General features: G+C 52.3%; 10 protein-coding genes. 6 read left to right on the top strand and 4 right to left on the bottom strand.

The window, feature by feature from the left end; genetic code table 11:
• The first annotated feature begins 83 nt into the window (after positions 1-83).
• From H650_RS20960 to H650_RS20975, 4 genes are all read left to right on the top strand, one after another.
• Complete coding sequence (locus H650_RS20960; protein ID WP_020457029.1) at positions 84-515, top strand: membrane lipoprotein lipid attachment site-containing protein; 432 nt, start codon at positions 84-86, stop codon at positions 513-515.
• An 83-nt stretch (positions 516-598) separates the two neighbouring features.
• Entirely contained in the window at positions 599-2266 is a 1668-nt protein-coding gene (gene glnS, locus H650_RS20965) for a glutamine--tRNA ligase (protein WP_020457030.1), read from the top strand.
• A 448-nt stretch (positions 2267-2714) separates the two neighbouring features.
• Entirely contained in the window at positions 2715-4112 is a 1398-nt protein-coding gene (gene chiP, locus H650_RS20970; protein WP_020457031.1) for a chitoporin ChiP, read from the top strand.
• 45 nt (positions 4113-4157) lie between these two features.
• A complete protein-coding gene (locus H650_RS20975) occupies positions 4158-6812 on the top strand; it encodes a beta-N-acetylhexosaminidase (protein WP_020457032.1) in 2655 nt (884 codons plus the stop codon).
• A gap of 116 nt (positions 6813-6928) precedes the next feature.
• On the opposite strand, the gene fur is transcribed toward H650_RS20975, so the two are convergent.
• From fur to ybfF, 4 genes are all read right to left on the bottom strand, one after another.
• The gene (fur, locus tag H650_RS20980) at positions 6929-7375 is read right to left on the bottom strand and encodes a ferric iron uptake transcriptional regulator (protein ID WP_007373881.1); all 447 of its coding nucleotides are present in this window, start codon (positions 7373-7375) and stop codon (positions 6929-6931) included.
• Positions 7376-7666: 291 nt separating this feature from the next.
• A complete protein-coding gene (fldA, locus tag H650_RS20985; RefSeq protein WP_189660080.1) occupies positions 7667-8197 on the bottom strand; it encodes a flavodoxin FldA in 531 nt (176 codons plus the stop codon).
• A 163-nt stretch (positions 8198-8360) separates the two neighbouring features.
• Positions 8361-8642: a LexA regulated protein gene (gene ybfE / locus H650_RS20990; RefSeq protein ID WP_017455918.1), complete on the bottom strand. Its 282-nt coding sequence runs from the start codon at positions 8640-8642 to the stop codon at positions 8361-8363.
• A 132-nt stretch (positions 8643-8774) separates the two neighbouring features.
• The gene (ybfF, locus tag H650_RS20995; RefSeq protein WP_020457034.1) at positions 8775-9548 is read right to left on the bottom strand and encodes an esterase; all 774 of its coding nucleotides are present in this window, start codon (positions 9546-9548) and stop codon (positions 8775-8777) included.
• 182 nt (positions 9549-9730) lie between these two features.
• Between ybfF and seqA the strand changes: the two genes are divergently transcribed.
• Positions 9731-10288, top strand: a complete 558-nt coding sequence (gene seqA / locus H650_RS21000; RefSeq protein ID WP_020457035.1) for a replication initiation negative regulator SeqA — start codon at positions 9731-9733, stop codon at positions 10286-10288.
• Positions 10289-10312: 24 nt separating this feature from the next.
• A complete protein-coding gene (gene pgm / locus H650_RS21005; RefSeq protein ID WP_020457036.1) occupies positions 10313-11953 on the top strand; it encodes a phosphoglucomutase (alpha-D-glucose-1,6-bisphosphate-dependent) in 1641 nt (546 codons plus the stop codon).
• The last annotated feature ends 147 nt before the right edge of the window (positions 11954-12100 follow it).

The raw sequence follows: 12100 nt of genomic DNA on the forward strand, positions 1-12100 counted from the left end.
GGCGGGGGAATATCCTCCGCCGCTTTTTTTTGCCTTGCATTTAATCAGTGCCATACTGATGTCGCTTTTATCAAGGGGATGATATGAAAAGGATAATTTGCGCGTTCTTTATCGCACTGACGTTAAGCGGCTGTATTCCACGTTACGCCACGCTGCGTCCACACTATGAAGTGGATGTGCGTAATCCGGCCGGGGAACCGATCTCAACGGCAATGATGTGGGTCAGCACCGGGCGTTCACCGCCGGGGTACTATCCGCCGCCGGAAGCGTTTCGAGCCGATCGGCAAGGGCATATCGACGTGGAGAAAAAATCCCAGTGGGAAAATATGATTTTCTTTTTGCACGGGACGAATTTCTACTCGTGGGGCTGGTGTATTGAAGCGCCGGGTTATGTTCCGCAAAACGGCGAGGGCGATGAGATAGCGAGCCCGGTCATCCTTAAACCGACCACGCAAGATTTACGCTGCCGACAAGCGCAGGACGTAGCTGAATACCTTTCTTCCGGGCATCAGTGATTTGTATAAGTAAAGGTTGTTTCCTGCGTCCTCTTATTAGATCATATGCCGTTATATGTTGTTTACGCCTTGAGGAACCTGTGATGAGTGAGGCAGAAGCCCGCCCGACTAACTTTATTCGCCAGATCATTGATGAAGATCTGGCCAGTGGTAAGCACACTACCGTCCATACCCGTTTTCCGCCGGAGCCAAATGGTTATTTGCACATTGGCCACGCGAAATCGATCTGCCTGAACTTTGGTATCGCCCAGGATTACCAGGGGCAGTGCAACCTGCGTTTCGATGACACAAACCCTGCAAAAGAAGACATCGAATACGTTGAATCTATTAAGAACGACGTGCAATGGTTGGGCTTTCACTGGTCTGGCGATATCTGCTACTCCTCGGATTATTTCGACAAGCTGTACGAATACGCGATCGAGCTTATCAACAAAGGCCTGGCCTACGTTGACGAGCTCTCCGCTGATGAGATCCGCGAATATCGCGGTACATTGACGGCACCGGGTAAGAACAGCCCGTATCGCGATCGCAGCGTGGAAGAGAACCTGGCGCTGTTTGAAAAAATGCGCGCGGGTGGCTTCGAAGAGGGTAAAGCGTGCCTGCGTGCGAAGATCGATATGGCGTCACCGTTTATCGTGATGCGCGATCCGGTGCTGTATCGCATTAAATTCGCCGAACATCACCAGACCGGTAACAAGTGGTGCATCTACCCGATGTACGACTTTACCCACTGCATCAGCGATGCGCTGGAAGGCATTACTCATTCACTGTGTACGCTGGAATTCCAGGATAACCGCCGTCTGTATGACTGGGTGCTGGATAACATCACCATTCCGGTTCACCCGCGCCAGTACGAATTTTCGCGCCTGAATCTGGAATACACTGTGATGTCCAAGCGCAAGCTGAACCTGCTGGTCACTGACAAGCATGTTGAAGGCTGGGACGATCCGCGTATGCCGACCATCTCCGGTCTGCGCCGCCGTGGTTACACCGCAGGCTCTATCCGCGAATTCTGCAAACGTATCGGTGTCACCAAACAGGACAACACCATTGAGATGGCTTCTCTGGAGTCCTGCATCCGTGAAGATCTGAATGAAAACGCACCGCGTGCAATGGCGGTTATCGATCCGGTGAAGCTGGTTATCGAAAATTACCCGCAGGGCAGCAGCGAAATCGTTAGCATGCCGAACCATCCGAATAAGCCGGAAATGGGCACACGTGACGTGCCGTTTAGCGGTGAAATCTGGATCGATCGCGCAGATTTCCGCGAAGAAGCCAACAAACAGTACAAGCGTCTGGTACTGGGTAAAGAGGTTCGTCTGCGTAACGCTTATGTCATCAAAGCAGAACGCGTGGAGAAAGATGCCGACGGCAACATCACCACTATTTTCTGTTCTTACGATGCGGACACGCTGAGCAAAGATCCGGCCGATGGTCGCAAAGTGAAAGGGGTTATTCACTGGGTGAGCGCACAGCATGCGCTGCCGGTCGAAATCCGCCTTTACGATCGTCTGTTCAGCGTCCCGAATCCGGGGGCGGCCGAAGATTTCCTGTCGACCATCAACCCGGAATCGCTGGTTATTAAGCAAGGCTACGCCGAACCGTCATTGAAAGAAGCAGAGGCGGGCAAAGCTTACCAGTTCGAACGTGAAGGTTATTTCTGCCTTGATAGCCGTCATGCAACCGCTTCCAAACCGGTGTTCAACCGTACCGTGGGTCTGCGCGATACCTGGGCGAAAATCGGCGACTGAGTAAGTCAACCAGAAACAATTGGGTTAAAGCGCCGCTTTCAGCGGCGCTTTTTTTTGCTTATCCATTAGCTTGTTACACTTTATATACATTCGCGACGCGAATTAATGTGTCTTCTCATTGATGCTTTTACTGAACAGATGGAAAGCATTTTTGTGGTTTTAAAAGTCGATTCTAATGTGTAATCGCTATCAATTAGTATTAATGTCTTTGTTTTTTCGATTTTTATTTGTTGTTTTCCTGTTTTATGTAACATGTTTCAAAACACTACGGAATATGTGCTCTTCGTCATAATCCTGTCATTTTGCCGCTAAAAAACATTGATAATTCGCGTCGCGAAAAATAGTCTTAAGTCGGTAGTGAATTCGGGGGTTTTCGTAACTACCTAAACTATTTGACCTTTTTTCGTCATCTCCGGCGATTTTTTAATACGTCTAGAAGGAATCACTCATGCGTACGTTTAGTGGCAAACGTAGTACGCTGGCGCTGGCAATCGCCGGTGTCACAGCAATGTCGGGCTGGGTTGTCTCTCCACAGGCTCATGCAGCAGGCTTTATCGATGATTCCACGCTCACCGGCGGTATCTATTACTGGCAGCGTGAACGTGACCGCAAAGATGTTCTGGAAGATAAATACAAAACCAACCTTTCCCACTCGACATGGAACGCGAACCTGGATTTCCAGTCCGGTTACGCCGCCGATATGTTTGGTCTGGATATTGCTGCCTTCACCGCCATCGAGATGGCGGAAAACGGCGACAGCGCGCATCCGAACGAAATCGCTTTCTCCTCCAGCAATAAAGCCTACAAAGAAGACTGGTCAGGTGATAAGAGCGGGGTCAGCCTGTATAAAGCCGCGGCGAAATTTAAATATGGCCCGGTATGGGCGCGCGCAGGTTACATCCAGCCAACCGGCCAGACGCTGTTAGCGCCGCACTGGAGCTTTATGCCAGGCACTTATCAGGGCGCTGAAGCCGGGGCGAATTTTGACTACGGCGATGCCGGGGCGTTGAGTTTCTCCTACATGTGGACCAACGAGTACAAATCGCCGTGGCATATCGAGATGGACAAGTTCTATCAAAACGATAAAAAGACCAAAGTTGATTACCTGCATTCGGTTGGCGCGAAATATGACTTTAAAAACGATCTGATCCTGGAAGCCGCGTTTGGTCAGGCTCAGGGGTATGTCGATCAATATTTCGCAAAAGCCAGCTACAAATTCGATATCGCGGGCAGCCCGCTGAGCACCAGTTACCAGTTCTATGGCACACGCGACAAAGTCAGTAATGGCGGCGTAAACGATATTTATGACGGCACGGCGTGGCTGCAGGCGCTGACATTTGGCTACAAAGTGGGGCAGGTCGATCTGCGTCTGGAAGGAACGTGGGTAAAAGCGGATGGTCAGCAGGGCTACTTCCTGCAACGTATGACGCCGACTTACGCTTCATCCAACGGTCGGCTGGATATCTGGTGGGATAACCGCTCTGACTTTAACGCCAACGGCGAAAAAGCGGTGTTCTTCGGTGCGATGTACGACCTGAAAAACTGGAACCTGCCGGGCTGGACGGTGGGCGCGTCTTACGCTTACGCCTGGGATGCGAAACCCGCAGATATGGCAACGCCAGATGCCTATTACGATCCGAACTACCGCCTGAAAGAGTCTTCTTACAGCCTCGATGCGATTTACACCCTGCAGGAAGGGCGTGCGAAAGGCACGATGTTCAAATTGCACTTCACCCAGTACGACAACCATTCCGACATCCCGAGCTACAGCGGCGGTTATGGCAACATCTTCCAGGATGAGCGCGATGTGAAGTTTATGGTTATCGCACCGTTTACCATTTTCTGATGAGCGCATGCCGGGTTCGGCCCGGCAAACTACAAGGAATACGTAATGAAAACAGTTCGTTTAAGTATGCTCGCCAGTGCCGTACTGGCGATGCTGGGCAGCACTGCGGCGCTGGCGAATCAGAGTACCGTGGATGCTATCAGCCAGTTTCATCTTAACTATGCGGTGAAAGATAATTTCGCCGCGCAACACGGCGTTGACTGCGCGAAACTCGGCGCCGATTGGGCTTCCTGCAACAAAGCGGTGATCACACTGACCAATAATGGCGACGCGGTAACCGACAAAGCGTGGGCCATCTATTTTCACAGCATTCGCCCGGTGCTGGAGGTAGCAAACGAGCAGTTCAAAGTAACCCACATTATGGGCGACCTGCATAAGCTGGAACCTACCGACAAATTCACCGGTTTCCCGGCCAGGCAGGCGATAGAGATCCCGATTATCAATGAATACTGGCAGCTGTTTATCACCGATGTGTTGCCGCGCTGGTACGTCACCGCCGACGGCGCGACGGCGAAAGTCATTGCCAATACGGACACGGAAGATTTATCCCGCTTCGTTACACCGCTTGATAATCAGTGGAAACGCACGCCGGACGACAAAAATATCCTGATGACTGCCGAGGCGCGCTTTGAGAAAAATAGTGATGTGAAAACGCTAAACCTCGCATCGCTACGTGGTCAGATTGTGCCAACACCGCAGCACGTTAACATCCACGGGCAGGATGTCGACCTGAGTAAGGGCGTGAAACTGGATCTCTCAGCTCTGAGTGCCGATGCACAGGATGCAGTGAAATCGCGTTTTGCATTGCTGGGGGTGAAAGAGGGCAGTTATCCGCTGCGGACTGAAATTGCCAGCAACGTCTTTAGCGGCGATGAGGCGGTTTCTGGCGCGTACCGTCTGCACATTGGCACGAAGGAAACCGTGGTGACCGGCTACGATCAGGCGGGCGTGTTCTACGGTTTGCAATCGCTGCTGTCGCTCGTTCCTGTTACGGGCGAGATGAAGATTGCCGCGCTTGAAGCGAAAGATGCGCCGCGTTTTGACTACCGCGGCATTCAGTTGGATGTCGGTCGCAACTTCCACAGTAAAGCGGCGGTGCTGCGTCTGTTGGATCAGATGTCGGCGTACAAACTCAACAAATTCCATTTCCATCTTACGGATGATGAAGGCTGGCGTATTGAGATCCCCGGCTTGCCGGAACTGACCGATATCGGCAGCAAACGTTGTCATGATTTGAGTGAGAAAACGTGCCTGTTGCCACAGCTGGGCTCCGGGCCGGATAGTAACAACAACGGCAGCGGCCACTTTAGCCGTGCGGATTACATCGAGATCCTCAAATACGCCAAAGCGCGACAGATTGAGGTGATCCCGGAAATCGATATGCCAGCTCATGCGCGTGCAGCGGTGATCGCGATGGAAGCGCGTTACGATCGCCTGATGAAAGCGGGCAAAGAGAAAGAGGCGAATCAATATCGTCTGCTGGATCCGACAGACACCTCGAACACCACCGGTGTGCAGTTCTATAACCGTACCGGCTATCTCAATCCGTGCCTTGATTCGTCGCGTAACTTTGTGGACAAAGTGATTGGCGAAATCCAGCAAATGCATAAAGAAGCCGGGCTGCCGCTGAATACCTGGCATTTTGGCGGTGACGAAGCGAAAAATATCTATCTGGGTACAGGCTATACGGATCAGAAAAAACCGGAAGCGGGCAAAGGCATTATCGATCAGAGCAATCAGGATAAGCCATGGGCGAAATCGCAAGCCTGCCAGGCGATGATCAAAGAGGGCAAAGTTGCCGATGTTGAACATCTCTCCAGCTATTTCGGCGTGGAAGTCAGCAAGCTGGTGAAAGCACACGGCATTGATACTATGCAGGCGTGGCAGGACGGTTTGAAAGATGCCAAAGACGCGTCGGTGTTCGCCACCGATCATGTCAATGTTAACTTCTGGGATACGCTCTACTGGGGCGGTTTTGACTCGGTGAATGACTGGGCGAATAAAGGTTTCCGTGTTGTCGTCTCCAATCCTGATTACGTGTATCTCGACTTCCCGAATGAGGTCAACCCGGCGGAAAGCGGCTATTACTGGGGCACGCGTTTTAGCGATGAACGTAAGATTTTCAGCTTCGCCCCGGACAACATGCCGCAGAACGCGGAAACCACGCTCGATCGCGATGGCAACCCGTTTAGCGCGAAGTCCGATAAACCGTGGCCGGGCGCGTATGGCCTTTCCGCGCAGCTGTGGAGCGAAGTGGTGCGCACCGATAAGCAGATGGAGTACATGATCTATCCACGTATGGTTTCGGTGGCTGAACGCGCATGGCATCGTGCGGGCTGGGAGCAGGATTACAAAGCCGGACGTGAATACAAAGGCGGCGTGACACATATGGTGGATGTGAAAGCGCTGGAACGTGACTGGCAACGCTTTGCGAACCTGTTAGGTCATCGCGAACTGGCGAAACTGGATAAGGCTGGGGTTCATTACCGCCTGCCAGTACCGGGCGCGCGCGTGGTCGGTGGAAAACTTGAAGCCAATACCAGCTTCCCTGGCATGGTGGTTGAGTTCTCAACCGACGGCGGCAAAAACTGGCAGCGCTACGACGATAAAGCGCGTCCGCAGGTGAGCGGGGAAGTGCAGGTGCGCACCGCCAGCCCGGACGGTAAACGCTTTAGCCGTGTCGATAGCGTAAAAGCGTAATGTGATGCAGCGATTAAACCCAGCGGCGCGAGCTTGCCGGGTTTTTTCTTTTATTGCCAATGTTGCAGGCAAAAAAAAGCCAACCGTCAGGCTGGCTTTTTAGGTTTCAAAAGCAGTTATTTCGCGTCGTGCGCGTGTTCATCTTCGCGGCAGTCACCTTCGGCGCAGTGGCCGTAAAGGTAAAGACTGTGGTTAGTCAGGCGAATGCCGTGTTTCGCGGCAATTTCACGCTGACGCGCTTCAATGGAGTCATCACTAAATTCAATCACCTTGCCGCAATCGAGGCAGATCAGGTGATCGTGGTGATGTTGCTGAGTCAGTTCAAAAACGGACTTGCCGCCTTCGAAGTTATGACGGGTCACAATCCCGGCGTCGTCGAACTGGTTCAGTACACGGTAAACCGTTGCCAGCCCGATCTCTTCGCCCATGTCGATCAGTCGTTTGTATAAATCTTCCGCACTGACATGATGGTTATCCGGTTCCTGAAGCACTTCAAGGATTTTTAACCGAGGAAGCGTGACTTTCAGGCCGGCCTTCTTTAATGCGGTATTGTTGTCAGTCATGCGGAATCTGTCCTGTTGCTATACGATTCACTTCCTTAGCGGAAGTTATAAGGAATGCACCTGGGGTAATGCGTCTCATTATAGAACTGCCATGGCTGGATGAAAACTGCAAGCCCTCAAGTAAAGTAAGCTTATAAAACGTGGTGTCGCCAGCAAAGTCCTTTGCGACGGCACCCAGTTTAGCAGGGCTCATTGTACAGCGATGGAGAAAAAAGTTAAAAATTTGTAGCAATTATTTCCATTGCTTTTATCTATTAATACGGCGTAACCCACAGATTACGCCGTAGAAAATCAGGCGTTAATGATATCGTCCAGGTGCAGCTCTTCACGAACCTGTTTTACCCATTTCTGTACGCGTTCTGCGGTCATCTCGGGTTGACGGTCTTCGTCAATCGCCAGGCCAACGAAGTGGTCGTCATCCGCGAGACCTTTAGAGGCTTCAAAATGGTAGCCCGCGGTCGGCCAGTGGCCAACGATGGTCGCGCCGCGCGGTTCGATGATATCGCGAATGGTGCCCAGCGCATCGCAGAAGTATTCCGCGTAATCTTCCTGGTCGCCACAGCCGAACAGCGCAACTAATTTACCGTTAAAGTCGATCTCTTCCAGCGTCGGGAAAAAGTCATCCCAGTCGCACTGCGCTTCACCATAGTACCAGGTAGGAATGCCGAGCAACAGAATGTCATACCCTTCGATATCTTCTTTGCTGCTCTTGGCAATGTCATGTACGTCGGCAACGTCTTTACCAAGCTGACTCTGAATCATTTTCGCGATGTTTTCGGTGTTACCGGTGTCGCTGCCGAAGAAAATGCCTGTAATTGCCATGAGTAAAATAACCTCTTGAAACTTAATGAGTATGGTGGTGGCGCTACGCCCACAGATAAGGGCAATCATAGCAGAACAGGGAAGCACGCGGAAACTGCTATCGCGTCGGACTGCACTGTATGACACATGAAAGTGTTATTTCGATGATGTTTCGGAGGATTCGCTAGCCGCGCAATGCTTTCAGCTGCGCCAGCAGCATCTCTTCGATAAGCTCGCTGCGGCTCATATCTCGCGCTTCTGCCAGCTCGTTTAACGCATCGACGGCTTCCACGTTGAGTTTTAATTCGACACGCTTAAGCCCACGAACTTTATCGCGTTTTAGCTGATTGCGTTTATTGATGCGCAACTGTTCATCGCGCGAGAGCGGGTTTGTCTTCGGCCGTCCCGGGCGACGCTCATTCGCGAACAGATCTAGTGTCGTACGGTCCGTTTGTTCTTTAGCCATGGTCTAAACATACTACGGGAAAAACAAGCAATCGGGCGGCGCGCCCGGGCTGAATAGCGCGCCATCATACATCAGCACAACGGACACGCCAACGACCGGGCGCGTTGAAACGACCAGTCGCCGCCTTTTTAATCAATTTGTCTTTTCAGCGAGATAGCGACGGATAGCGCGCAAAACCGCATCGGGTTTCTCGGCATGTACCCAATGACCTGCACCTGCAATCACATGTGCTCGCGCCTGCGGGAACTGCGCCAGCAGCGCGTCACGGTAGGCTTCAGTGACGTAAGGGGAGTTTCCCCCGCGAACAAACAGGGCCGGTTTATGCCATGCAGGAATCGTTTCCCAGCCGACAATATGCGGGTATTGATCCCATAACACCGGCACATTGAAACGCCATGCGCCGTCGACAAAGGATTTCAGCAGGAACTGAATGACACCTTCTTCATTTATATGTTCGCGCATCAGGGCAGCGGCTTGCTGGCGAGTGGATGCCCCGGCATCGCTCACCGCATTGATGGCGGCAAAAATTTCGTCATGGCGTCGCACCTGGTAATCCACTGGTGCAATATCAATCGCCACCAGTTGATCAATACGCTCCGGCGCAAGCGCTGTTAACGCCATCACCGCTTTACCACCCATGGAGTGGCCAATAAAGGTCGCTTTATCAAGCTGATGGGCATCCAGCGTATCCAGCAGATCCTGCGCCATGGCCGGGTAGTTCATTTCTGAAGCGCGTTCTGAAAGACCGTGGTTACGCATATCCACTTGCAACACATCATGATCCTGAACCAGCTCACGGGCGAGCACGCCAAGGTTATCGAGGCTACCAAAAAGACCGTGGACAAGGACGATCGGAGAATTGTTGTGCGGATGTTGCGCAGTTTGCGCGCGCGTATTCAATTTCATGGCAAAGTTCTTTTTTTCACTCATTCGGGTTAGGTTATTATGTTGAACATTCTGCCGCCCGGCCGCAAGGTTAAGAATTACTCTTAGTTTTGCCGCCATCCTGGTTTGACGCTATCCGCTGTTGAGATTTCACTTTATAATCCCAACACTTGTATTCAGATAAGATATCGCACTGGATTAAGATGAAAACGATCGAAGTTGATGATGAGCTCTACAGTTATATTGCCAGCCACACGAAGCACATTGGCGAGAGCGCATCCGACATTTTACGGCGTATGTTAAAATTTTCCGCCGTACCTCAATCATCACAGCCTGCCGCTTCCCTCGCGCCGGTAAAAGAGACGCGTACTGTCAGCACCGTTGAAGGGAGTAAACCGGCCAACACCGCCAAAGACAAAGTCCGTGCCGTTCGCGAGCTGCTTCTGTCTGATGAATATGCCGAGCAGAAAAAGGCGGTCAATCGTTTCCTGCTGGTGCTGTCTACACTCTACTTACTGGATGAAAAAGGGTTTACGGAATCCACTGAGTCTCTGCATGGGCGCACCCGCGTATACTTTGCCGCGAACGAGCAAACGCTTTTGCAAAACGGCAATCAAACCAAGCCGAAACAGGTGCCGAACACCCCTTACTGGGTCATCACTAATACCAATACGGGTCGTAAATGCAGCATGATCGAGCACATCATGCAATCAATGCAGTTCCCCGCGGAATTGATTGAAAAAGTTTGCGGCACAATTTAATCCTTGCATTGAAAGGACCAGGCAATGGCTAACCATCCGCGTGCGGGTCAACCTGCACAACAGGGCGATTTAATCAACGTCGCGCAGCTTACTGCGCAGTATTACGTGCTGAAACCGGAAGTCGGAAATTCAGAACATGCGGTGAAGTTCGGAACCTCCGGCCACCGTGGCAGCGCAGGTCGCCACAGCTTCAACGAGCAGCATATCCTTGCCATCGCTCAGGCTATCGCCGAAGAGCGTGCGAAAAACGGTATTACCGGCCCGTGCTATGTGGGTAAAGATACCCACGCGCTGTCTGAACCGGCGTTTATCTCTGTGCTGGAAGTGCTGGCAGCCAACGGTGTGGACATTATCGTGCAGGAAAATAACGGCTTCACGCCGACGCCTGCCGTCTCAAACGCTATCCTGGTTCACAACAAAAACGGCGGCGCGCAGGCGGACGGTATCGTTATTACGCCGTCGCATAACCCACCGGAAGATGGTGGTATCAAATACAACCCACCCAATGGTGGCCCGGCTGATACCAACGTCACCAAAGTGGTCGAGGATCGCGCTAACGCACTGCTGGCAGATGGCCTGAAAGGCGTAAAACGCATTACGCTTGATGCCGCACTGGCGTCTGGTCATGTGACGGAAAAAGATCTGGTACAGCCGTTTATTGAAGGGCTGGCGGATATCGTCGATATGGCGGCTATCCAGAAAGCGGGCCTGAAACTGGGTGTTGACCCGCTGGGCGGCTCCGGTATCGAGTACTGGAAACGTATTGCTGAGCACTACAAGCTGGATTTGACCATTGTTAACGATCAGGTCGATCAGACGTTCCGCTTCATGCATCTCGATAAAGATGGCGTTATCCGTATGGATTGCTCCTCCGAGTGTGCCATGGCGGGCTTGCTGGCGCTGCGTGACAAGTTCGATCTGGCCTTCGCCAACGATCCGGACTACGACCGTCACGGCATTGTTACTCCGGCTGGTCTGATGAACCCGAACCACTACCTGGCGGTGGCGATCAACTACCTGTTCCAGCACCGTCCGCAGTGGGGCAAAGACGTTGCCGTTGGTAAAACGCTGGTTTCCTCGGCGATGATCGACCGCGTGGTGAATGACCTGGGTCGTAAGCTGGTGGAAGTTCCGGTCGGCTTTAAATGGTTTGTTGATGGTCTGCACGATGGCAGCTTCGGCTTCGGTGGCGAAGAGAGCGCGGGTGCTTCTTTCCTGCGTTTCGACGGCACCCCGTGGTCAACGGATAAAGACGGCATCATCATGTGCCTGCTGGCTGCGGAAATCACCGCCGTCACCGGGAAAAACCCGCAGCAGCACTACGATGAGCTGGCAGAACGTTTCGGTGCGCCGAGCTACAACCGTTTGCAGGCTTCTGCCTCTTCCGCACAGAAAGCGGCACTGTCTAAGCTTTCTCCGGAAATGGTTAGCGCCAGCACCCTCGCAGGCGATCCGATTACCGCGCGTCTTACTGCGGCACCGGGCAACGGCGCATCCATTGGCGGGCTGAAAGTGATGACCGACAACGGCTGGTTCGCCGCGCGTCCGTCAGGCACCGAAGACGCCTACAAAATCTACTGTGAAAGCTTCCTCGGTGCTGAACACCGTAAGCAGATCGAAAAAGAAGCGGTAGAGATTGTCAGCGAAGTGCTGAAAAACGCATAGCTCAACATACCCCCAGGGTAATGAAAAATCTTAATTTGTACGGGAACGTTTAGCGTTCCCGTTTTTTTGTTTTGTTTTTTAAGATGTTACCTCAGTGACTTTCCCCTCCTTTCCTGTGCTTGAGTGGCGAACTTTATTATTTTGCCA

It is taken from the genome of Enterobacter sp. R4-368, assembly GCF_000410515.1.
GTDB lineage: Bacteria > Pseudomonadota > Gammaproteobacteria > Enterobacterales > Enterobacteriaceae > Kosakonia.

Excerpts from the sequence above, each read along its gene's own strand:
- ybfE (WP_017455918.1), bottom strand. The coding sequence starts at position 8,642 with ATGGCTAAAGAACAAACGGACCGTACGACACTAGATCTGTTCGCGAAT.
- fur (WP_007373881.1), bottom strand. The coding sequence starts at position 7,375 with ATGACTGACAACAATACCGCATTAAAGAAGGCCGGCCTGAAAGTCACG.
- fldA (WP_189660080.1), bottom strand. The coding sequence starts at position 8,197 with ATGGCAATTACAGGCATTTTCTTCGGCAGCGACACCGGTAACACCGAA.
- ybfF (WP_020457034.1), bottom strand. The coding sequence starts at position 9,548 with ATGAAATTGAATACGCGCGCGCAAACTGCGCAACATCCGCACAACAAT.
- seqA (WP_020457035.1), top strand. The coding sequence starts at position 9,731 with ATGAAAACGATCGAAGTTGATGATGAGCTCTACAGTTATATTGCCAGC.
- H650_RS20960 (WP_020457029.1), top strand. The coding sequence starts at position 84 with ATGAAAAGGATAATTTGCGCGTTCTTTATCGCACTGACGTTAAGCGGC.
- pgm (WP_020457036.1), top strand. The coding sequence starts at position 10,313 with ATGGCTAACCATCCGCGTGCGGGTCAACCTGCACAACAGGGCGATTTA.
- glnS (WP_020457030.1), top strand. The coding sequence starts at position 599 with ATGAGTGAGGCAGAAGCCCGCCCGACTAACTTTATTCGCCAGATCATT.
- H650_RS20975 (WP_020457032.1), top strand. The coding sequence starts at position 4,158 with ATGAAAACAGTTCGTTTAAGTATGCTCGCCAGTGCCGTACTGGCGATG.
- chiP (WP_020457031.1), top strand. The coding sequence starts at position 2,715 with ATGCGTACGTTTAGTGGCAAACGTAGTACGCTGGCGCTGGCAATCGCC.